General features: G+C 63.7%; 24 protein-coding genes. 13 read left to right on the forward strand and 11 right to left on the reverse strand.

Annotation, left to right across the window (positions count from 1 at the left end):
- Positions 1–116: 116 nt before the first annotated feature.
- On the reverse strand, positions 117–1271 hold the full coding sequence (locus ACVWWD_RS15655) for a PA0069 family radical SAM protein (RefSeq protein ID WP_023771004.1): 1155 nt from the start codon (positions 1269–1271) through the stop codon (positions 117–119).
- A 150-nt stretch (positions 1272–1421) separates the two neighbouring features.
- On the opposite strand from ACVWWD_RS15655, the gene ACVWWD_RS15660 reads away from it, so the two are divergent.
- Together ACVWWD_RS15660 and ACVWWD_RS15665 are read left to right on the forward strand one after the other, a co-directional pair.
- Entirely contained in the window at positions 1422–1943 is a 522-nt protein-coding gene (locus ACVWWD_RS15660; protein ID WP_457103176.1) for a glycosyltransferase, read from the forward strand.
- A gap of 93 nt (positions 1944–2036) precedes the next feature.
- Positions 2037–2201 (forward strand): hypothetical protein, encoded by a 165-nt coding sequence (locus ACVWWD_RS15665; RefSeq protein WP_352548466.1) that lies wholly within the window; start codon positions 2037–2039, stop codon positions 2199–2201.
- On the opposite strand, the gene moaB is transcribed toward ACVWWD_RS15665, so the two are convergent.
- The 6 genes from moaB to ACVWWD_RS15695 form a co-directional block, all read right to left on the reverse strand.
- Positions 2152–2706, reverse strand: coding sequence for a molybdenum cofactor biosynthesis protein B (gene moaB / locus ACVWWD_RS15670; RefSeq protein ID WP_352548358.1), 555 nt, complete (start codon positions 2704–2706; stop codon positions 2152–2154). The two genes, ACVWWD_RS15665 and moaB, sit on opposite strands and share 50 nt — an antisense overlap.
- Positions 2693–3616 carry a 4-(cytidine 5'-diphospho)-2-C-methyl-D-erythritol kinase gene (locus ACVWWD_RS15675; protein WP_352548454.1) on the reverse strand — a complete coding sequence of 308 codons (924 nt, stop codon included), beginning with the start codon at positions 3614–3616 and terminating at the stop codon, positions 2693–2695. The genes moaB and ACVWWD_RS15675 overlap by 14 nt, the downstream gene beginning before the upstream one ends.
- Before the next feature lie 5 nt (positions 3617–3621).
- Positions 3622–3807 (reverse strand): membrane protein, encoded by a 186-nt coding sequence (locus ACVWWD_RS15680; RefSeq protein WP_023772965.1) that lies wholly within the window; start codon positions 3805–3807, stop codon positions 3622–3624.
- An 82-nt stretch (positions 3808–3889) separates the two neighbouring features.
- Complete coding sequence (locus tag ACVWWD_RS15685; RefSeq protein ID WP_352548456.1) at positions 3890–4753, reverse strand: S49 family peptidase; 864 nt, start codon at positions 4751–4753, stop codon at positions 3890–3892.
- 78 nt (positions 4754–4831) lie between these two features.
- The gene (locus ACVWWD_RS15690) at positions 4832–5632 is read right to left on the reverse strand and encodes a tRNA1(Val) (adenine(37)-N6)-methyltransferase (protein WP_023772963.1); all 801 of its coding nucleotides are present in this window, start codon (positions 5630–5632) and stop codon (positions 4832–4834) included.
- Positions 5632–5856, reverse strand: coding sequence for a putative signal transducing protein (locus tag ACVWWD_RS15695; protein ID WP_015318845.1), 225 nt, complete (start codon positions 5854–5856; stop codon positions 5632–5634). The genes ACVWWD_RS15690 and ACVWWD_RS15695 overlap by 1 nt, the downstream gene beginning before the upstream one ends.
- Before the next feature lie 185 nt (positions 5857–6041).
- On the opposite strand from ACVWWD_RS15695, the gene ACVWWD_RS15700 reads away from it, so the two are divergent.
- From ACVWWD_RS15700 to ACVWWD_RS15720, 5 genes are all read left to right on the forward strand, one after another.
- Positions 6042–7058, forward strand: coding sequence for a polyprenyl synthetase family protein (locus ACVWWD_RS15700; protein WP_023772962.1), 1017 nt, complete (start codon positions 6042–6044; stop codon positions 7056–7058).
- Between the two features lie 97 nt (positions 7059–7155).
- Positions 7156–7824 carry a GntR family transcriptional regulator gene (locus tag ACVWWD_RS15705; RefSeq protein ID WP_352548361.1) on the forward strand — a complete coding sequence of 223 codons (669 nt, stop codon included), beginning with the start codon at positions 7156–7158 and terminating at the stop codon, positions 7822–7824.
- 106 nt (positions 7825–7930) lie between these two features.
- Positions 7931–8524, forward strand: a complete 594-nt coding sequence (locus tag ACVWWD_RS15710; RefSeq protein ID WP_352548363.1) for a biotin transporter BioY — start codon at positions 7931–7933, stop codon at positions 8522–8524.
- The gene (locus ACVWWD_RS15715; protein ID WP_352548365.1) at positions 8521–8970 is read left to right on the forward strand and encodes a DUF1284 domain-containing protein; all 450 of its coding nucleotides are present in this window, start codon (positions 8521–8523) and stop codon (positions 8968–8970) included. Before ACVWWD_RS15710 ends, ACVWWD_RS15715 begins: the two co-directional genes overlap by 4 nt.
- Positions 8971–9112: 142 nt before the next feature.
- A complete protein-coding gene (locus tag ACVWWD_RS15720; RefSeq protein WP_457103631.1) occupies positions 9113–10888 on the forward strand; it encodes a tetratricopeptide repeat protein in 1776 nt (591 codons plus the stop codon).
- Between the two features lie 84 nt (positions 10889–10972).
- Here ACVWWD_RS15720 and ACVWWD_RS15725 read toward each other — a convergent pair whose 3' ends face one another.
- The gene (locus ACVWWD_RS15725; RefSeq protein ID WP_352548367.1) at positions 10973–11431 is read right to left on the reverse strand and encodes a GNAT family N-acetyltransferase; all 459 of its coding nucleotides are present in this window, start codon (positions 11429–11431) and stop codon (positions 10973–10975) included.
- Positions 11432–11633: 202 nt separating this feature from the next.
- Here ACVWWD_RS15725 and ACVWWD_RS15730 point away from each other — a divergent pair, with 202 nt between their 5' ends.
- Positions 11634–12578, forward strand: a complete 945-nt coding sequence (locus tag ACVWWD_RS15730; RefSeq protein WP_352548369.1) for a glycine--tRNA ligase subunit alpha — start codon at positions 11634–11636, stop codon at positions 12576–12578.
- A 3-nt stretch (positions 12579–12581) separates the two neighbouring features.
- Here the strand turns inward: ACVWWD_RS15730 and ACVWWD_RS15735 are convergent, their stop codons facing one another.
- Entirely contained in the window at positions 12582–12758 is a 177-nt protein-coding gene (locus ACVWWD_RS15735; protein ID WP_023772957.1) for a hypothetical protein, read from the reverse strand.
- 195 nt (positions 12759–12953) lie between these two features.
- Between ACVWWD_RS15735 and glyS the strand changes: the two genes are divergently transcribed.
- Positions 12954–15185: a glycine--tRNA ligase subunit beta gene (glyS, locus tag ACVWWD_RS15740; RefSeq protein WP_352548371.1), complete on the forward strand. Its 2232-nt coding sequence runs from the start codon at positions 12954–12956 to the stop codon at positions 15183–15185.
- Between the two features lie 177 nt (positions 15186–15362).
- Positions 15363–15578: an ATPase gene (locus ACVWWD_RS15745; RefSeq protein ID WP_352548373.1), complete on the forward strand. Its 216-nt coding sequence runs from the start codon at positions 15363–15365 to the stop codon at positions 15576–15578.
- A 72-nt stretch (positions 15579–15650) separates the two neighbouring features.
- On the opposite strand, the gene ACVWWD_RS15750 is transcribed toward ACVWWD_RS15745, so the two are convergent.
- Positions 15651–16037 (reverse strand): hypothetical protein, encoded by a 387-nt coding sequence (locus ACVWWD_RS15750; protein ID WP_023772954.1) that lies wholly within the window; start codon positions 16035–16037, stop codon positions 15651–15653.
- Positions 16038–16212: 175 nt separating this feature from the next.
- Positions 16213–16689, reverse strand: a complete 477-nt coding sequence (locus tag ACVWWD_RS15755) for a hypothetical protein (protein WP_352576448.1) — start codon at positions 16687–16689, stop codon at positions 16213–16215.
- Between the two features lie 154 nt (positions 16690–16843).
- On the opposite strand from ACVWWD_RS15755, the gene ACVWWD_RS15760 reads away from it, so the two are divergent.
- The 3 genes from ACVWWD_RS15760 to ACVWWD_RS15770 all read left to right on the forward strand — a co-directional run bounded on the left by ACVWWD_RS15760 (position 16844) and on the right by ACVWWD_RS15770 (position 20015).
- The gene (locus tag ACVWWD_RS15760; protein WP_457103177.1) at positions 16844–17818 is read left to right on the forward strand and encodes an L-threonylcarbamoyladenylate synthase; all 975 of its coding nucleotides are present in this window, start codon (positions 16844–16846) and stop codon (positions 17816–17818) included.
- A gap of 9 nt (positions 17819–17827) precedes the next feature.
- Positions 17828–19258: an FAD-binding oxidoreductase gene (locus tag ACVWWD_RS15765; RefSeq protein ID WP_352548380.1), complete on the forward strand. Its 1431-nt coding sequence runs from the start codon at positions 17828–17830 to the stop codon at positions 19256–19258.
- Between the two features lie 190 nt (positions 19259–19448).
- The gene (locus ACVWWD_RS15770; RefSeq protein ID WP_023772950.1) at positions 19449–20015 is read left to right on the forward strand and encodes a DUF6101 family protein; all 567 of its coding nucleotides are present in this window, start codon (positions 19449–19451) and stop codon (positions 20013–20015) included.
- Position 20016 lies beyond the last annotated feature (1 nt).

Below are 20016 nucleotides of genomic sequence, written 5' to 3' on the forward strand. Positions count from 1 at the left end.
AAGTCCCTCCGGGTCGGGTGGGGCGCCGGACCGGGAGGGCACCGTCTGCAGGCCGGGGCAGGCCGGACGGGATTTCTTTGCCACGGCGGCAATGAACAGCCGAGGCGATTTTCGGTTCAGAGCAGCATCAACTGCTCCTGGTCCTTGCCGGCCGCGACGAACTGGTCGGTCCGCAGCGTACGCCGCTCGGCATTGAGGCCGAGCCGCTTGGCGGTGATTTCGAAGCGCCGGCCGATCTGCCAGGCATAGGGTCCGGCGCCCTTCATGCGCTTGCCCCATTCCGAATCGTAGTCCTTGCCGTCGCGCATCGAACGGATCAGCGACATGACGTGGCGGTAGCGGTCGGGATAGTGGCGCAGCAGCCAGTCCTTGAAGATCGGGCTGACCTCCAGCGGTAGGCGCAGCACCACATAGCCAGCCTCGCGCGCCCCGGCATGGTGCGCCGAATCGAGTATGCGTTCCATCTCCTGGTCGGTCAGGCCCGGAATGATCGGCGCCACCATCACCGAGGCCGGGATACCGGCATCCGAAAGCTGCCTGATCGCCTCCAGCCGCTTGGTCGGCGTCGATGCGCGAGGCTCCATCGTCCTGGCCAGCATGCGGTCAAGCGTCGTCACCGACAGCGCCACTTTGGCCAAGCCCCGCTCCGCCATGCGCGACAGAATGTCGATGTCCCGCACGACCAGGGCTGACTTGGTGACGATGCCGACCGGGTGGCCGCGCGCCTCCAGCACTTCGAGGATTTCGCGCATGATCCGGTACTGCTTCTCGATCGGCTGGTAGGGATCGGTGTTGGTGCCGATGGCAATGGTGCGCGGCTGGTAGCCATCCTTTGACAATTCCTTGTCGAGCAGGCGTGCCGCGTCGGGCTTGGCGAACAACTTGGATTCGAAGTCCAGGCCCGGCGACAGGCCCATGAACGAGTGCGTCGGCCGCGCGAAGCAATAGACGCAACCGTGTTCGCAGCCGCGATAGGGATTGATCGACCGGTCGAAGGAGATGTCGGGCGATTCGTTGCGGGTGATGATGGTGCGCGGCTTTTCCACCTGCACCTCGGTCTTGAAGGGAGGAAGTTCCTCCAGCGAACTCCAGCCGTCGTCGAAGACATGCCGGCTGACAGGTTCGAACCGGCCGGACGGATTGATGCCTGCCGACCGGCCGCGGTTGCGGTCCGGACGGACCCGCATGCCGCTCTGCTCGATCATTGCATTGGCCATTTCGGCTCGTCCTGCTCCGAAGGCTGCAATGTCGGCGCGCATGATCGGTTCCATCTTCGCCCGCTCCCAAGGACTGTTCATGTTGTGTCGAATCGCTCTGCTCATGAAATTATTCCTATTTCGTCGATGAGAACAAATCAAGAACTTTCTATGGTGCGCCGCGAAAACTGGCGCCGATCGACTCTTTCCGGTATTCGGCTAATCATGCTCAGTGTTCTGATTGAAACGCACAATGACGAGGAGGGGCTCGCCCGTACGCTGTCGACGCTGATTGGCGGCGCGGTCGAGGGCGTGGTGCGCGAGGTCGTCGTCTGCGACACCGGCTCCAGCGACCAGACGCATCGCGTCGCCGAGCATGCCGGCTGCCACTATGTGGTGAGCGGCGGCATCGCCGCCGGCATCCGCCAGGCAAAGGGTGACTGGCTGCTGTTTCTCGAACCGGGTGCGAGGCTGGTGGAGGGCTGGATCGACGCCGTCCTCGCCCATACGGCTAGGCAGACAATGGCGGCCCGGTTCTCGCGGGCGCGGGGCAGCCGTCCACCGTTCCTGGCCCGGGTCTTTTCCGCGAACCGCGCGCTCGCCGACGGACTGGTAATCAGCAAGCGACAGGCGGCATCTCTGTCCAAGAATGCCGGCAGCGCCGAGGCGTTGGCACGAGGTCTGGCGACAAAGAAACTCGACGCCGAGATCTGGGCGGCGCCGCCCAGGTACAAGCGCCGCCGGTAGTGTGCTGAGAGTTCTGCAAATTCGCTGAGAGAGGGCGTTCATGGCAGGCTGGTGATGTTCAACCTCACCTGATTCCCGCGAAGGAACGCCACCATGACCAAGACCGAAGATAAATCCGCCATCGCTGCCGTCATAGACATTCTGCTTTCGAACCCCGATGGGCTGCACGAAGTGATCCGCGCGGTGATGCAGGAGGTGCTGGAGGCCTTTACGGGGCCGATTTGCCGCGCCGCAGATGTTCGTCCAGGCGCGGCATGATCTCGACGAAGTTACAGGGCATGTGCCGGTAATCGAGCTGTGGCTTGAGGATGCCGTCCCAGGCGTCCTTGCAGGCGCCGGGCGAGCCCGGCAGCACAAAGACGAAGGTGGCGTTGACGACACCGCCGGTCGCCCGGCTCTGGATCGTCGAGGTGCCGATCTTGTCATAGGAAATGCGGTGGAACACTTCCGAAAAGCCGTCCATGCGCTTTTCGAAGATCGGCTCCAGCGCCTCGGGCGTCACATCGCGTCCGGTAAAACCGGTTCCGCCAGTGGTGATCACGACGTCGATGGCCTTGTCCCGCGACCATGCCAGAACGGTGTCGCGGATTCTTTCGCGGTCGTCGGTGACGATATCGCGGGTGGCCAGGATGTGGCCGGCCTTGGTGATGCGATCGGCCAGTGTCTGGCCGGATTTGTCGTCGGCAAGGCTGCGTGTGTCGGAAACAGTCAGCACCGCGATGCGCACCGGAATGAAGGCACGGCTCTCGTCAATTCTGGCCATCTCGCCCAGCCTCCGACGCCATGCTGCGCGTTGCCGCGACGAACCAGTCGGGCTGGCGGCTGCGGATCTCGGCCGCCGCGCGCTTGGCGACATTGCCGGTCTCGAACAGGCCGAAGCACGTCGCACCCGATCCGGACATTCGTGAAAAGCCCGATCCGGCCTTATCAAGCCATGAAAGCGCCCTGCCTATGGCGGGCTGCATCGCAAGGGCTGGCTGCTCGAGATCGTTGCGGGTGATTTCCAGCCAGTTGCGCAGGCTGTGAAAATCGATACTGCGCGGCGGCGGCGGCAGCGGCTCACTATCGCGATGGGAAAGCGCGGCGAAGATTTCCGATGTCGAGACCGGAACGCCCGGATTGACCAGCACGAGACCCAGTGCCGAAAAATCCGGCACTATCGACAGTTCCTCGCCGATGCCGCGCGCGATCAGCGGCTTTGCCGCCAGGCACATCGGCACATCGGCGCCGAGCGAAAGACCGATCCGCGCCAGCTCAACGCTATCGAGCTCTAGCCCCCAGCTCTCGGTCAGCCCGCGCAGCACGGCTGCCGCATCGCTCGAACCTCCGCCCACGCCGGATGCGACCGGAAGGTTCTTTTCGAGCCTGATGTATACGGGGGGCGTGCTCCGAACGCCGGCGGCCTGCCGCAAGGCGTCGCGAGCCTTCAGCACCAGATTGCCGCCATCGAGCGGCACGTCCGCCGCAAAGCGGCCGGACACGCTGAACTCATCGGCGTCGGCCGGCGCGATCTCGATCCTGTCGCCAAAGCGCGTGAACACAGCCAGGCTGTCGATGAGATGATAGCCATCGGCGCGCCTGCCGGTGACGTGCAAAGCTAGGTTTATCTTGGCGGGTGCGGCCCATGTCCGGACACGCTGACCGGATTCCGCGGTCTCGATTGCGAGTAAAATGAGGGTCAGTCCTTGGCCAGCCGGTATTCGCCGGTCCGCGGATCCTTGACCAGCGTTCCCATCGCGCCGTTGGCCGCCTGTTTTTCGGTACGCCGCACCTTGGCCGTCACGCGTTCAGCCTCGCGCACGAAGGTGCGGTAGCCGAAATAGGCGGCGACGCCGACGACGGCGAAGAAAATGATCTGCGGCATGTCAAGCTCCTACCACGCTGGGCCGGTAAAACCGGCCGGTCGGGTCTTTCGGGCAACCATGCTAGACGCTTTCATGGCTTTTTCAAAGCCCGAAGCGCGCCCACGATGCGCGCTCTTCCGCCGCATCGATGACGCCGCTGGCGGCAGCCGCGGCGATATCGGGCGCCGAAAAGCCCTTGCTCGAGCCGAACAGGCCGAAGCGGCCGAACAAACCGCGCGGCGCCGCCACCAGCCTGAGCTGGGTCTTCGGCCCGAAGCGGGTCTTCAGCACTGTGCGCATGTCGCCCAGCGCATCGACGAGGCCGAGCTCCAGGCCTCGCTTGCCGGTCCAGAACAGCCCGGTGAACAGATCCGGATCGTCCGCCAGCTTCGTACCGCGGCGCTGCTTGACCAGATCGATGAAGGTCTCGTGCACTTCGAGCTGCAGCACCTTGAGCCGCTCGACGTCTTCCTTCTTCTCGGGCTTGAATGGATCGAGCACCGCCTTGTTCTGGCCGGCGGTGTGGACACGGCGCTCAACGCCGATCTTCTTCATCAGTTCCGGGAAGCCGAAGGAAGCCGATACCACGCCGATTGAGCCGACGATCGAGGAGGGATCGGCGAAGATCTCATCGCCTGCGACCGCGATCATGTAGCCGCCGGACGCCGCGACATCCTCGACGAAGACCAGGACCTTTTTATTCTTCTCGACCGCAAGGTCGCGGATGCGCTTGAAAATCAGCCGCGACTGCACCGGCGAGCCGCCCGGCGAATTGATCGAGATCGCGACCGCCGGCGCCTCGAAGGAAAACGCTTTTTCGATCAGTCCGGCGGTGGAAGCAAGCGACAGGCTCGGCCGGAACTGCCCCCCGCCGGCCATGATGGTGCCGTGCAGTCGGATGACCGGAACCGTAACGACGGTGGAGCGCCAGGACTTCGGCAGCAGGCGGTTGAAAAGACGTTTCACGATGGCGTGGTCTCCGGCGATGGTTGCAGGCATGTAGGGAGTTCCCGGCCAACGGCAATGTGCGGGCCAGGCAACAGTTCAGTCTCCGAACAGCGAGGCGAGCCCGTTGGTGATCATTTCGCTGCGCTCGTCGGGGCCGTTGCCCGATCGCGCGTGAAGCATCAGGGGCGGACGGATGGCGAGCTTTCCTCGTGCCCCAAGGGCCGCCCGCACGATAATGCGGATTGCGGCCGCGTCCGGGCGAGGGTGCACGGCGAGCATCTCGGCTTCGCCGAAGCGGCCTGAAATCGCGTCGAGAATGGCGCCGAGCTGTTCGGGCCGGGCGATGACGGCAAGCCCGCCGCGCGGCCTGACAACCGCCGCCGCACTGCGGATCCAGCTTTCGAACAGCCCATCCTCCATGACGTGCGCTTCCTTTCTTAGCGGCTCGGGAGTGGCGCGGTCCCGTGCGGCGTTGAAAGGCGGGTTCATGATGACGAAGTCGAAATCATTGTCGGCAAGGCCGGTGGCGGCCCGTGCGCGGCCCGACACGGTGACATCGGCGACGAGCACGGCAGCGCGATCGCTGAGGTGCGCATTGCCCGGATGGGCAAGCGTGGCTGCCGCGAAAGACGCCATCTCAGGCGCGCGTTCGACCAGCACAGCCTGGGCACCCGGACAGCGCGACAGCACCGCAAGACCGGCAGCACCGGCGCCGGCCCCGAAATCGGCGAGCCGTCCGCCAAACGAGGATGGTACGGATGCGGCCAGCATCATTGCATCCATCCCGGCGCGATGGCCGCCATGCTTGGGCTGCACGAGCCAGAACCGGCCGCGGTGGAACGCATCGACCGTATGAGCCGGCGTATCCGGGACAAGGGCGGCTGGCGCGGCCGACATTATTTCCCCCGGATCTCGTTGGCGATGCCGGCATCGGTCAGGATGCGGCGCGCGGCGTCGGCCTGGTCGGCATCGACCATGACGCGTCGCGGCAGGATACCAAGCGAGCCGTCGAGCACGCTCATGTTCTGGTCGGCGACGAAGCAGCCGATCCCGGCATCGCGCATCAGCGATTCGACAAAGGAGATGATGACGGCGTCGTTGGTGCGGATGAGCTCTATCATCGCAAGAAACTCGCAGGTTGCGGCGTGCATGTAAACGTGCGGCCGCATTCCCGCATTTCCCGGCGTTGACACGCTGTCGCCGCCGCGCCAATTCGCCACTTGCCGTGGCCGTGCCAGCGGCCCTAGAGTCTTGTCGGGACTAAGGGTGCCGTCGCACGCGTTATACCAAGACGGGAGTGATTGTCGTGGGTGTCGTTCTCAACATCGAAAACGGGAAGCGGGAGCCCGCCTCCATCAAGGATCTCATCGATCTGACTGCTGCCGATATGGGACGTGTCAACGAGCTGATCCTGTCCAAGGCCGGCTCCGACGTCGAGATGATCCCCGAGGTCGCCAACCACCTGATCTCGTCCGGCGGCAAGCGGCTCAGGCCAATGCTGACGCTAGCTGCGGCGCAGATGTTCGGCTATGCCGGCGAGGGCCACGTCAAGCTCGCCACTTCGGTCGAATTCATGCATACGGCCACGCTTCTGCATGACGACGTGGTCGATGAAAGCGGCATGCGGCGCGGCAAGAAGACCGCCCGCATGATCTGGGGCAACCAGGCCAGCGTGCTGGTCGGCGACTTCCTGCTTGGCCAGGCCTTCCGCATGATGGTCGATGTCGGCTCGCTCGAAGCGCTCGACATCCTGTCTAGTGCAGCCTCGATCATCGCCGAGGGCGAAGTCATGCAGCTGGCCGCCGCCAAGAACCTCGAAACCACCGAGGACGAGCATTTTGCCGTCATCAAGGCCAAGACCGCCGCGCTGTTTTCGGCCGCCGCCGAGGTTGGCCCGGTCATCGCCCAGGCGACCCGCAACGACCGTGCGGCGCTGCGTTCCTACGGCATGAATCTCGGGCTTGCCTTCCAGCTGATCGATGATGCGCTGGACTATGGCGGCACCAGCAAGGATCTCGGCAAGAATGTCGGCGACGATTTCCGCGAGGGCAAGGTGACCTTGCCGGTCATCCTCGCCTACCGGCGCGGCAGCAAGGCCGAACGCACCTTCTGGAAGCGCGCCATCGAGGACAATGTCACCGACGACGCCGGGCTGGAAAAGGCGATCGGCCTCATGACCCGCCACGGCGCCATTGCCGATACGATAGGGCGCGCCCGCCATTTCGGCGAAATCGCCCGCGACGCCTTGGCGCCGCTTGAAGAGACGTCGCAGAAATCGGCGCTGATCGACGTCATCGATTTCTGCATCAGCCGGGTGAACTGAGCGCCTGAAGGTTCCTAAGGGGCCGTCAGTAAAAAGACGCCTGTGAATCCGCCCTGCCGTCTCGACAAGCCGCACCACCGCAAATTATCTATAAATCATGGCAAAAGGCACGGACGACACCATAGCGGTGCGCATCGGCAAGGCGTTGGCGGACCGCATCATCTCCGGCGCGATCGAGCCGGGGGCGAGGTTGCGGCAGGATCATGTCGCCGAGGAATTCAACACCAGCCACGTTCCCGTGCGCGAGGCCTTTCGCCGCCTCGAGGCGCAGGGCCTCGCCGTCAGCGAGCCGCGCCGTGGCGTGCGTGTCGCGGCCTTCGATCTGGGCGAGGTCAAGGAGGTCGCCGAAATGCGGGCCGCGCTCGAAGTGCTGGCACTGCGCCACGCCGCGCCGCATCTGACCTCGGCCATTCTGGACCAGGCCGAGGAGGCGACAAAGGCCGGCGACAAATCCCGTGACGCCAGGTCGTGGGAGGAGGCCAATCGCGCCTTTCACCGGCTGATCCTGGCGCCCTGCGGCATGCCGCGCCTGCTTGCCACCATAGACGACCTGCACGCGGCAAGCGCGCGCTTCCTGTTCGCGGCCTGGCGCTCGGAGTGGGAGACGCGCACCGACCAGGACCACCGGGCGATCCTCACCGCCTTGCGGCAGGGAAATACCGAATCGGCCGCGGCAACATTGGGACGGCATGTCCAATGGATTGGCCGCAAGCCGGTCAGGACAGCCTCCGGCGCCACGCGCGAAGCTTTCGCCATCGTGGGTTAAGGTGCCTTTTTCCAAGCCCGGGCTTGCTATCACCCAAGAAATGTGGATTCGATAATAGATCGAAAGCAAAAATTATCTATAATTTGGATCGACCGAAGGGAAGCTTATGACCAACCTCGCATTCTCGTCCGCCAGACCGTCCTTCAGCCCGTTGCGCCTGCAGCAGCGATCGCTCGGCTGGCAGGCCGGCGCCGTCGTGCTCGGCACGCTGTTCCTGGCGCTGTGCTCCTACATCAAGGTGCCGATGGTGCCGGTTCCGGTGACCATGCAGACCTTCGCCGTGACGATGATCGGTGCGCTCTATGGCTGGCGGCTTGGCGCGGTGACGATCGCCGCATGGCTGGTCGAAGGTGCTGTCGGCTTTCCGGTCCTGGCCGGCGGTGCTGCCGGCATTCAGCATTTCGTCGGCCCGACGGGTGGCTATCTCTTCGCCTTTCCTGTCACCGGCGCGCTGGTCGGCTGGATGGCCGAGCGCGGCTGGAACGGCAACAGGGTTTTGCTTGCCTTCGCCGCCATGCTGCTCGGCAATCTTGCCTGTCTAGCGCTCGGCACAGCCTGGCTTGCCGTCATGATCGGCGCCGAAAAGGCCATCACCTTCGGCTTCGTGCCGTTCATCGTCGGCGGGTTGCTGAAATCGGCGCTTGGCGCCGCGACGCTGATGGCGCTGCCGCGCGGCAAGATGAACTTGCCCAAGCCGTGACGATCAGGTTGCGCGCCCACCATCTCCTTTGCCTGCTCACCTATGTGGGCAAGGGCTACAGCCCCGTTTTCACCGCCAATTATGACGGGATCGCGGAGCGTCTGAGCCGGGGCGAGGACATCGTCCTCGTCTCCGGCCCGGACGACATCTGCGCACCGTTGCTTTATGAGCCGGAACCGCACTGCCTGCGAGAGGGCGCGGCCGAGCGGGACCGGCAGGCCGCGGAAGACGTGGAAGCGCTGCTGGCTCGGCCCATCCGGGACGGCGCACGCCTCGATCTCGATGCGCCCATCCTGATGCGGCTGCGGCAGGCGTTTTCGGCCGGCCACGTGCGCAAGGCCTGCGGCGGCTGCGACTGGAGCGTGCTGTGCGGCGCGGTGGCAAGCAGCGGCTATCGCGATACGCGGCTGCAGCGGCCTGTTGACGCGCAAAACCGTCCCATTTAGCCATGGTTTGTTAATCGGGTGACCCGATTGTGAATTTCAGGCGGATTGAAGCGCGACCCCAAAAAGGCCATGCTTTGCCCGGAAAGATCGAGTCTGGGTCGATCCGCTGACGCGGAGATGGCGCCTGGCTGAAAGGGATATGATGCAGCAAGGACGTGTGCGCTGGCTGACAAGGCTGGCAATTGTGACGGGCGTGGCGATTTCCGCATTGCCGGCCTATGCCAAGCAATCCACCGAACCGGTCAAGATCTCGTCATTTTCGGGCGCCTATCTGGCTGCCAGGATCGCCGAGGGCGACAACGACCTCGACAGCGCCATCGCCTATTACAAGCAGGCCTTGGCCTTCAATCCTGGTGACACAGCCCTGCAGCAGAGCTTGATGCTGTCGCTGATCGCTCAAGGCCGCTTCGATGAATCGCTGGTCTATGCCGACAAGCTCAAGGAAGTGCCGGATGTCGAGCGCTTCTCGCGCTTGGCGCTGGCGGTCGATACCTTCCACAAGAAGGATTTCACCAAGGCGCAGTACTGGCTCAAGCTGTCGCTGGAATCCGATCTCGACCGGCTGATCTCCGGCGTCATGTCCGGCTGGGCCGAACAAGGTGCCGGCCAGGCCAGCGAAGCGATGGCTTCGATCGACAAGCTGCAGGGGCCGGACTGGTTCGGCCTGTTCAAATCCTTCCACCGCGCCTTGATCGCCGATGCGTCTGGTATGCCTGAAAAGGCCGAGGCTATTTATGCGGCGACGATGCAGGACACCACCGCCGGCGGTGCGGCGCCTGAAACCTGGATGCGCAATGCGCAGGCCTATGCCTCGTTTCTGGCCCGCAAGGGCGACAAGGCCAAAGCGATGTCGGTTCTCGACCAGGCCGAGGCGTTCTCGCCGGGCAAGCTGGAAATCGTCGCCTTGCGCGACAGGATCAGCAAGGGCGACAAGATCGCGCCCTTCGTGTCCGGTCCGTCCGACGGTGCTTCCGAGATCCTGCTCGATCTTGCCACCGCGCTCAACCGTGGCGGCGGCGAGCCATTCGTGCGCCTCTATTTGCAATATGCCTTGGCCCTGAAGCCCGACAGCGACGCTGCCCTCGTGCAACTCGCCGCCGTAGCCGAACAGCTGAAGAACGGCGAAGGCGCCATCGCGCTCTATCGGCGCATCCCCGACTCTTCGCCGCTGAAGGAGATTTCGGAGCTGCAGCTTGGCCTCAACCTTGCCGATCTCGACCGCCATGACGAGGCGATCACGCATCTGAAGGCCTTTGTCGAAGCTCATCCCAACGACATGCGCGCCTATCTGGCGCTCGGCGGTGTCTACTCCTCGAAGGACGATTTCCGCTCCGCCGCCAATCTCTACGACAAGGCCGTCGAGGTGCTGAAGACACCGACCGCCGCCAACTGGAACATCTTCTATCAGCGCGGCATCGCCTATGAACGGCTGAAGGAATGGCCGAAGGCCGAGCCGAATTTCCGCAAGGCGCTGGAATTGCAGCCAGACCAGCCGCAGGTGCTGAACTATCTCGGCTATTCCTGGGTCGACATGAACACCAACCTGAAGGAAGGCCTGGAGATGATCCAGAAGGCCGTCGATCTCAGGCCGAGCGACGGCTATATCGTCGATTCCCTGGGTTGGGCTTATTTCCGCCTCGGCCGGTTCGATGACGCGGTGCGCGAGATGGAACGCGCTGTCTCGCTGAAGCCGGAAGATCCGGTTCTGAACGACCATCTCGGCGACGCCTACTGGCGCGTCGGTCGCAAGCTGGAAGCCACCTTCCAGTGGAACCAGGCCCGCGACTTGAAGCCTGATCCGGATGTGCTGGCCACCCTGCAGCAGAAGCTGATGAAGGGCCTGCCGCCGATCGAGTCCAACACGGCGCAGGAAACCCCAAAGGTCAAGCCGGAGCCGGTTCCCGCCCCGAAGGGGTGAAACCGCCTTTTTGGAATGCGAACGGGGCTCTCGGAGCCCCGTTTTCGTTTGATATCCGTCCGCTTAAAACGCCTGCCGACGCGCTCAGAACATCTTTCGATAGACGACGAAGCCAGAGCGTTCGCCGACCTTGTCATAAAGCTTCATCGCCGTGTGATTGGTTTCATGCGTCAGCCAGTATACTCGGCCGGAACCGGCCGCCTGGGCGCGCTCGTAGACGCCTTCGATCAGCGCACGGCCGACGCCTTTGCCGCGCGACGATTCGTTGGTGAAAAGATCCTGCAGATAGCAGTTCGGGGCGATCGCCGTCGTGCTGCGGTGGAACAGGTAGTGGACGAGGCCAAGCAACTCGCCTTCGTTTTCCGCGACCAGCGCATGGACAGGCTCGTAGGCGTCGAAGAAGCGCGACCACGTCATTGCGGTGATCTCGCTTGCCAGCGCCGTCTCGCCCGAACGGCCGTAGAACGCGTTGTAGCCGTCCAGCGGCAGCCATCGGTCGAAATCCAGGGGCGTGAGGGGGCGGATGCTGATCGGGCTGGACATGGCTGAACCTGCTGTGCTTGGAAGGGACGCTTCGTCGAATTGGATCGCGGACCGTGGCGGCGGGCAATGGGCCAGTCGCTCGCAAAATCCTCAACATCGCCCGGCATGCTCACGGCGGGCCGCATAGGACGCGCTTGCTTGACGCTTCGCCACCGTGTCTCTAGGACGTGGCCACAAGCTAGCCTGTGTCGCCGAGGCCACCGTGACGATTGAAATCCCAGCCCATATGCATCCCAGCCGCTCGTTCCAGGGGCTGATCCTCACTTTGCACAATTACTGGGCGGCATATGGCTGCGTCATTCTCCAGCCTTATGACATGGAGGTCGGCGCCGGCACCTTTCACCCGGCAACGACGTTGCGCGCGCTAGGGCCCAAAGGCTGGAACGCCGCCTACGTCCAGCCTTCGCGCCGTCCCAAGGACGGCCGCTATGGCGAGAATCCCAACCGGCTGCAGCATTACTACCAGTACCAGGTGATCCTGAAGCCCAATCCATCGAACCTGCAGGAGCTTTACCTCGGCTCGCTTGCGGCGATCGGCGTCGATCCTCTGTTGCACGACATACGCTTCGTCGAGGACGACTGGGAAAGCCCGACGTTGGGCGCCTGGGGCCTTGGCTGGGAATGCTGGTGCGACGGCATGGAAGTCTCGCAGTTTACCTATTTCCAACAGGTCTGCGGCATCGAATGCGCGCCGGTGGCGGGTGAACTCACCTACGGCCTGGAGCGCTTGGCCATGTATGTGCAGGGCGTCGACAATGTCTACGAACTCAACTTCAACGGCCGCGAGGGCGCCGACAAGGTAACCTATGGCGATGTTTTCCTGCAGGCCGAGCAGGAATATTCGCGCCACAATTTCGAATACGCCAACACGGCGATGCTGCTCAGGCATTTCGAGGACGCCGAGGCCGAGTGCAAGGCGCTGCTCGAGGCCGGCGCGCCGGCGTCGAACGACAATCTGCCGATGCACAAGATGGTCTTCCCGGCCTATGACCAGTGCATCAAGGCCAGCCATGTCTTCAATTTGCTGGACGCGCGTGGCGTGATCTCCGTCACCGAGCGCCAGAGCTACATCCTGCGGGTGCGCAATTTGGCGAAGGCCTGCGGCGAGGCGTTCTTGAAGACGCCGGCGGGTGGGTTGGCGGCCTGAGCCTCAAGCGTCCTCGATCATTTCGAGGGAAGCACTGATCGGCGGCAGGATCTGGCCGCTCGGACCAGCCATTGTCCTTAGCGCCTGCCGCACGCCCGGCATCGAGAAGGCGCCGTGGGCCTGCGCGGTGAAGCAGGCGCTGAGCGCAAGGATCTGAAGAAGTCTGGATGCCGTTTTCATCGTCGTTCAGCCAATAGTCCCCTGCCTGAGCGTGGGTCGCTTCAGCGCAGCCTTCGGTTCATGGAAATCTTTGATCCAAGGACGGGCGGGTTCGGCTCGTCCCGACAGGCCTATTGAAATTTATGGAAAGGGTGACAGCGGCCAGCCGAGTTGCTATGCCCCGCGCGGACCACTCTCCCGCATGAGCTGACCCCGATGCCTGACCTGCTTCTTGAACTTCGTTCCGAGGAAATTCCTGCCCGCATGCAGCGCAAGGCGGCGGGCGATTTGAAGAAGATGCTGACCGACGGTCTGGTCGAGGCGGGTCTCACCTATGAGGCCGCGCGTGAGTATTGGACGCCGCGGCGCCTGACGCTGGATATACGCGGGCTCACCGCACGCTCGAAAGACATTCACGAGGATATCAAGGGGCCGTCGACATCGGCGCCAGAACAGGCCGTCCAAGGCTTCCTGCGCAAGGCCGGCCTGTCTTCGATCGCCGAGGCGCACGTCCATTCCGACCCGAAGAAAGGCGACTTCTACGTCGCCCATATTTCCAAGCCGGGCAGGGCGGCCGAAGAGATCATCGCCGGACTGGTGCCTGACATCATTCGGAATTTTCCGTGGCCGAAGTCGATGCGCTGGGGACCAGCTTCGGCCAAGCCGGGCTCGCTGCGCTGGGTGCGGCCGCTGCAATCGATTCTATGCACCTTCGGCCCCGAGACCGAGGAGCCGGTGGTGGTCGATTTCGAGATCGACGGCATCCGTTCGGGCAACATCACCTACGGCCACCGTTTCCTCGCGCCCGGCGAAATCACCGTGCGCCGCTTCGACGATTATGTGGGCAAGCTCGAGGCGGGCAAGGTCGTGCTCGACGCCGACCGTCGCAAGGAGATCATCCTCGCCGACGCCCGCAACCTCGCCTTCGCCAACGGGCTCGACCTGGTCGAGGACGAGGGCTTGCTTGAGGAAGTGTCGGGACTGGTCGAATGGCCCGTCGTGCTGATGGGCGAGTTCGAAGAGGCATTCCTTGCCATTCCAGCCGAGGTGATCCGCCTGACGATCCGCGCCAACCAGAAATGCTTTGTCACGCGGCCGCAGGGGGAAAGCGAGGCGCTCTCCAACCGCTTCATCCTCACCGCCAACATCGAGGCGAAGGACGGCGGCAAGGAGATCGCCCACGGCAACGGCAAAGTGGTGCGCGCCCGCCTGTCCGACGCGCTTTATTTCTGGACGACCGACCAGGGCGACCTGCCCGATCTCGACCAGCTCCGGGCATCCGCCGAAAAATTCGGCCTCGATCTGAAGAAGCCGCTAGACCAGCGCATGGCCCGCCTCGACCATCTCAATGTGACCTTCCACGCCAAGCTTGGCACGCAGGGCGAGCGGGTGGAGCGCATCAAGCGATTGGCGGAGGAATTGGCGGCGGTCGTTGGCGCAGACCCCACGCTCGCGGGCCGTGCGGCGGTTCTCGCCAAGGCCGATCTCACCACTGAAGTCGTCGGCGAGTTTCCCGAATTGCAGGGCGCGATGGGCCGCAAATATGCGCTGCTGCAGCGCGAGCATCCATCCGTGGCCGCGGCCGTCGAGGAGCACTACAAGCCGCAAGGGCCGTCCGATTATGTGCCGAGCGATCCAGTGTCGGTCGCCGTGGCGCTCGCCGACAAGCTTGATACGCTGGTTGGTTTCTGGATCATCGATGAAAAGCCGACTGGGTCGAAGGACCCCTACGCATTGCGCAGAGCCGCGCTTGGGATGGTGAGGCTGGCTCTGGAGAATGGAACGCGGCTATCGCTTCTTTCCACCATGGCCAACCATCGAAAGACCACTGTTGACCAGATTGATAAAAGGCAAGCCAGGGAGCAAGCCGAGTCAGGCGGCGACCATGCGCACGGGGGCGGGCAAGTCGGCGACGGGAAGTCCGTGGATCGAGACCTCCTCGCCTTCTTCCACGACCGCCTGAAAGTCTACCTCCGCGACCAGGGCGCGCGCCATGACCTCATCGACGCGGTGATCACGCCTCAGTCCGACGACCTCCTGCAGATCGTGCGCCGCGTCGAGGCGCTTGGCTCTTTCCTTGACACCGAGGACGGCAAAAACCTGCTCGCCGGCACCAAGCGTGCTGCCAACATTCTGGCGGCCGAGGAGAAGAAGAAAACGGCGGTCGCCGAAGCCGTTGAGCCGGCGTTGTTCCGGCAAGATGCGGAGAAGTCGCTGTTTGCCGCGGTGAATCAGGCCGAGAAGCAAGCCGGCGAAGCGATTCAAAACCAAGACTTTTCGGCTGCCATGCTGGCGCTTAGCGTGTTGCGTGAACCCGTTGATTCATTCTTTGAGCATGTTCTCGTGAATGATGAGGACCTGTCCGTGCGTGCCAACCGACTGGCGCTGCTCGCGCGCATTCGCACGGCTACCGGTCAGGTCGCGGATTTCTCGAAAATCGCTGGTTAAGAAGCACTTTGCCGAAAAGTCGGCACCGATTTTCGGACAAGATCATGCCGGGATAAAGGGGCCGCGGGCCGCTGGAAAAATATGTTCCGGCCGGCCCCTCGAGCCGGCTTACAGTCATATGACGATGATCTCTCCGTGGCAAAAGGGGCGTGTTCCCTACTCCAACACAGGGCTTCCATGAATTCCGATCACGAAATCGAAGTGACAGAAAAAACCTCGGCTCCTGCCGAGCCGCTTGAATTCGCTTCCGAAACCGCCCTCGATCATGCCGCTGCTGCCACCACGGTCGAGGCCGCTGATCTGTCTGACGAAGATGGCGATAACGAAGAAGGCGACGACGAAGACGGCGAAGAGTCTGACGAAGACGACGACGACAAGGAAGAAGCAGCCTGATTTTTCGGGTGACAGGTTCTCAAGGGCGGCGCTTTCGCGCCGCCCTTCCGCCGTCTTCCCAAATTGATTTGATCAGTTTTCCAGAATGCTGACGCGCACGCTGTTTTCATAAACGTCGACCTGGATCAGCGGCTCGCCATTGACGATGGCGCGCTTGGTCGAGGAACTCATCGCGCCGGGGCGCTCCAACATGCGCTGCAGGTCGGCGCGCTGGTCGTTGGTCCTGAACCAGGCGTCGCTCTCGTCGTCGCCGTCGCGGCGATGGAATTTGTGCCAGTTGGCGCGGTCTTGCCGCACCATCTGCGCGGCGCCATTTAGCGCATAGCCGTCGCTCGCCTGGTGATCGCGATCGGAAATGCGCGCGACATAGGATCCCAGCATGTCCTCCGCTTGGGCCACGCCCCCAAGCAATGACGCCAGCAGAAACCCAGCCACCGTAACGGTCTTCGAATTTTTCATGAGCAACCCCCTTTGCCTTGAACAATGCAATTGCGTCCGCCGGAGCCGCTTGGTGAAATTGAGGCGCAGAGCCGCCAGCGAGATACTCTAGACGAAATTCGCCGGACAATCGTGCGCAGGGCGCCAGACCGCCGTCAAGCCGCCGAGCATTTTGCCCGCCCGGTTGGCGAGATCGCTATTTGACCTTGCCGGCTCCCGAAGCAGGCTGGTGGGCTGGCGGTGGCTGCACGGCTGCCGCCGGTGCCGCTGCTTTCCCGTGCGCTGCCGGCGCGGGGGCTGCCGAGGCTGTCGCCGTCGCAGGGGCGGTTGGGGTGGCTGGGGCCGTTGCCGCGGCCGGCGCTTTGGCCTGCACGGGTGTCGAGAAAGCGCCGCCGACGACGCCACCCCTGATGATCATCGGGCTCTGCGCGAAGGAGTGCGTCGCCTCGGTCTTGTCCGGGATTGCCGCGACTTTCTCGTAGGTGACGTCAGGCTCGCCAAGCGCAATGACGGACACAACGTCGCTCGCCTTGCCGTCGGCCGCCTTCAGCGCAAGGATGGAGGGTGTCGCGGCCGGTGCACCGGGAAAGACCAGCGACGAGGCCTGAGCCTCGCCACCCATTGAGGCCAAAATGATGGCAAGCGCTCCCCAAATACGAACAGACACCGACATAGCTCCCCATTGCCCAGAAGCCGCATGATAGTACTTGGCGATTGATGCCGGCTTTCGTGGAAAGATAGCATTTTAGGGATTGATGAATTGCCGATGCCCGCTTGCCCCGGCGGCCCCGTCGTATTACGCAGCCGGCATCCGCGAGGTGACGAGAGTGGCTGAGATACTTGCCGTCGGCGAAGCGATGGAACCGGCGTTGGCGCTGCTCCTGGGCGGCGATGTCGTCGCCATCCCGACGGAAACCGTCTACGGGCTGGCCGGCGATGCCACCAACGGCATTGGCGTGGCGCGCATTTTCGAAGCCAAGGGGCGGCCGCGTTTCAATCCGCTGATCGCCCATGTCGCCGACATGGCGATGGCCGAGCGCATCGCCTCGTTCGATCCGCTGTCTAGGAAGCTCGCGCTTGCCTTCTGGCCGGGTCCGCTGACGCTGGTGCTGCCGCAGCGCCCCGGCAATGGCATTCATCCGCTGGTCACGGCCGGGCTCGACACGATCGCCGTGCGCATGCCGAGGGGTTTTGGCGGCGACCTGATCGCCAGGCTTGGCCGACCGCTTGCCGCGCCCAGCGCCAACTCATCCGGCAAGATCAGCGCGACGACAGCGCAAGCGGTGGCTGCGGATTTAGGCGCGCGCATCAAACTGGTGGTCGATGGCGGCGCCACGCCGGTCGGCCTGGAATCGACCATCGTCAAGGCCGAAGGCAAAAGATTGCGCCTGCTTCGGCCCGGCGGCATTGCCGCCGACGAGATCGAGGCGGCCATCCGCATGGAGCTGCAGCGCGGCGGCATTGCCGGCATCGAGGCGCCGGGCATGCTTGCCTCCCACTACGCACCGGGCGCGGCTGTTCGGCTCAATGCCGGCACGGTTGGTGAAGGAGAAGCGTTGCTTGCCTTCGGCGACCAGCGCGCGGAAGGCTGGCGCGGCGCAACCGCTTTCCTCAACCTCTCCCTGTCAGCTGACCTGCGTGAAGCGGCAAGCAATCTCTTTGCCTACATGCAGGATCTCGATCGCAGCGGCGCGCGGATTATCGCCGTCGAGCCAATTCCCTTTGACGGGCTCGGCGAGGCCATCAACGACCGGCTCTCCCGTGCCGCCGCTCCTCGTGACAACGCGCGGCCCACAACGTAGTTTTCCCAGATGACCGAAACCGCAAAGACACTCGATCCCGCTCTCGTCGATCGTTTCGCGGCGATCGTCGGCGACAAATATGCGCTGCGCGACCAGCAGGATATCGCGCCTTATCTGATCGAGCGGCGCGGCCTCTGGCATGGCGCGACGTCCCTGGTGCTGCGGCCGGGCAGCGTCGACGAGGTCAGCCGGATCATGCGGCTGGCGACAGAGACCGGAACGCCGATCGTGCCGCAAAGTGGCAACACCGGGCTGGTCGGCGCGCAGGTGCCGGACAGATCCGGCCGCGAGATCGTCCTGTCGCTGTCGCGACTGAACCGCATCCGCGAGATCGATGTACTGTCCAATACGGTCACGGTCGAGGCCGGTGTCATCCTGCAGACCTTGCAGGAAGCGGCCGATGCCGCCGACCGGCTGTTTCCGCTGTCGCTCGCCGCGCAAGGCTCCTGCCAGATCGGCGGCAACCTGTCGTCCAATGCCGGCGGCACCGGCGTGCTGGCCTATGGCAATGCGCGCGAACTGTGCTTCGGCGTCGAGGTGGTGCTGCCGACCGGCGAGGTGTTCGATGATTTGCGCAAACTGAAGAAGGACAACACCGGCTACGACCTGAAGAACCTGTTCGTCGGCGCCGAAGGCACGCTCGGTGTCATCACCGCCGCCGTGCTCAAACTGTTCCCGAAGCCGAAGGGAAGGGATGTCGCCTTCGTCGGCCTGTCGTCGCCGGACGCCGCCCTTTCCCTGTTCAGCCTGGCCATGGACCGCGCCGGAGCCGCGCTCACGGCCTTCGAACTGATCGGCAACCGCCCGTATGACTTTACCCTTGCGCACGCCCAGGGCGTCGTGCGGCCGCTGGCCGGAGACTGGCCCTGGTACGTGCTGATGCAGATATCGTCCGGCCGCTCAGCGGAGGATTCTCGGGCGCTGATCGAGGATGTGCTTTCGGCGGGTCTCGAGCAGGAATTCGTCGGCGATGCGGTCATCGCCGCCAGCCTCGGGCAGGGCGATGCCTTCTGGGATTTTCGCGAGCTGTTGCCCGAGGCACAGAAGCCGGAAGGCGCTTCGATCAAGCACGACATTTCAGTGCCGATCGCATCGATACCGCGCTTCATCGTGGAGGCCGCCGGCGCGGTGGCGTCAGTGAGCGCCGGTGCCCGCGTGGTCTGCTTCGGCCATATGGGAGACGGCAATCTCCATTATAACATTTCACGGCCCGTCGACGGCGACGACGAAGCGTTCCTGGCGCTCTACCATGCCATGAACAAGGCCGTGCATGACGTGGTGCGCAGCCTGCACGGTTCGATCTCGGCCGAGCACGGCATCGGTCAGTTGAAGCGCGACGAACTGATCGCCACCGCGCCGCCCATGGCCATCGATCTGATGCGCCGGGTCAAGGCTGCCTTCGATCCGGCCGGCATCATGAATCCTGGTAAGGTTATCTGATCCTTTCAGCATCTTGTTGCTGGTGGCATTCCGATAACCATCCCTGAGATCAGCAAAATTTAACCGACTTTCTTAAGCGCGGCGGTAAGGAGCCGGCGCTACTGTTTCCCCATAACGAGGCCGGGAAAACTGGCCCGGAGAGAACCGGACACCGGCTCTCAGGAGACAGACAGGAAGGCGCTCTATGAACGTGAACACTGGACTGAAGCCAGTCTGGGCGGGACGCAACATGCGTCTCGACCCATTCCGCCTGCCGCAGGTGGTGAGCTATGCCACACGCGACGATTATGGCGACGTAACCTTCACGATCGACCAGCGCGGCGCCGTGATCCGCCGCCTGCTCGAGATGAGCGGGCTGCCGGCGATCATCGTGCTGCCCGCCAATGCATTTCGCGGCGTCGCCGCCCGTGCGATGGAGGATCCGGAAGGCAATGTCACGGTGACCCTGGAACTCCTGCACAACGATCCGATGCTGTCGGTGCCGCTGCTGGTGGCCGACGATCTCGAAGACGTCGCCGCCGACTGGCGCGCCTGGGCCGACGCCTACCGTCTGCCGATGCTGCTCATCGAATCCGATGGCGTCGCCCGCACCCTGGAAGAATCGCTGGGCGCCGCGATCAAGACGCTGCCGCCGCAGGGGCGCCGCAAGGGCCGCGTTTCCAATATGCGCCGCCCCCGTTTCCTTGCCCGCCGCAGAGCCGGTGACCTCGGTCTCAGGCTGGTGATCGGCGGCGAGGAGATCATTTCCAGAGACTAGC

This window comes from Mesorhizobium sp. URHB0026 (assembly GCF_054059755.1).

What these genes read in the sequence shown, in the direction of transcription:
- ACVWWD_RS15655 (WP_023771004.1), bottom strand. Translation starts at nt 1,271, where the DNA reads ATGGAACCGATCATGCGCGCCGACATTGCAGCCTTCGGAGCAGGACGA.
- ACVWWD_RS15660 (WP_457103176.1), top strand. Translation starts at nt 1,422, where the DNA reads ATGCTCAGTGTTCTGATTGAAACGCACAATGACGAGGAGGGGCTCGCC.
- ACVWWD_RS15665 (WP_352548466.1), top strand. Translation starts at nt 2,037, where the DNA reads ATGACCAAGACCGAAGATAAATCCGCCATCGCTGCCGTCATAGACATT.
- moaB (WP_352548358.1), bottom strand. Translation starts at nt 2,706, where the DNA reads ATGGCCAGAATTGACGAGAGCCGTGCCTTCATTCCGGTGCGCATCGCG.
- ACVWWD_RS15680 (WP_023772965.1), bottom strand. Translation starts at nt 3,807, where the DNA reads ATGCCGCAGATCATTTTCTTCGCCGTCGTCGGCGTCGCCGCCTATTTC.
- ACVWWD_RS15690 (WP_023772963.1), bottom strand. Translation starts at nt 5,632, where the DNA reads ATGTCGGCCGCGCCAGCCGCCCTTGTCCCGGATACGCCGGCTCATACG.
- ACVWWD_RS15695 (WP_015318845.1), bottom strand. Translation starts at nt 5,856, where the DNA reads ATGATAGAGCTCATCCGCACCAACGACGCCGTCATCATCTCCTTTGTC.
- ACVWWD_RS15705 (WP_352548361.1), top strand. Translation starts at nt 7,156, where the DNA reads ATGGCAAAAGGCACGGACGACACCATAGCGGTGCGCATCGGCAAGGCG.
- ACVWWD_RS15710 (WP_352548363.1), top strand. Translation starts at nt 7,931, where the DNA reads ATGACCAACCTCGCATTCTCGTCCGCCAGACCGTCCTTCAGCCCGTTG.
- ACVWWD_RS15720 (WP_457103631.1), top strand. Translation starts at nt 9,113, where the DNA reads ATGCAGCAAGGACGTGTGCGCTGGCTGACAAGGCTGGCAATTGTGACG.
- ACVWWD_RS15725 (WP_352548367.1), bottom strand. Translation starts at nt 11,431, where the DNA reads ATGTCCAGCCCGATCAGCATCCGCCCCCTCACGCCCCTGGATTTCGAC.
- ACVWWD_RS15735 (WP_023772957.1), bottom strand. Translation starts at nt 12,758, where the DNA reads ATGAAAACGGCATCCAGACTTCTTCAGATCCTTGCGCTCAGCGCCTGC.
- glyS (WP_352548371.1), top strand. Translation starts at nt 12,954, where the DNA reads ATGCCTGACCTGCTTCTTGAACTTCGTTCCGAGGAAATTCCTGCCCGC.
- ACVWWD_RS15745 (WP_352548373.1), top strand. Translation starts at nt 15,363, where the DNA reads ATGAATTCCGATCACGAAATCGAAGTGACAGAAAAAACCTCGGCTCCT.
- ACVWWD_RS15750 (WP_023772954.1), bottom strand. Translation starts at nt 16,037, where the DNA reads ATGAAAAATTCGAAGACCGTTACGGTGGCTGGGTTTCTGCTGGCGTCA.
- ACVWWD_RS15755 (WP_352576448.1), bottom strand. Translation starts at nt 16,689, where the DNA reads ATGTCGGTGTCTGTTCGTATTTGGGGAGCGCTTGCCATCATTTTGGCC.
- ACVWWD_RS15765 (WP_352548380.1), top strand. Translation starts at nt 17,828, where the DNA reads ATGACCGAAACCGCAAAGACACTCGATCCCGCTCTCGTCGATCGTTTC.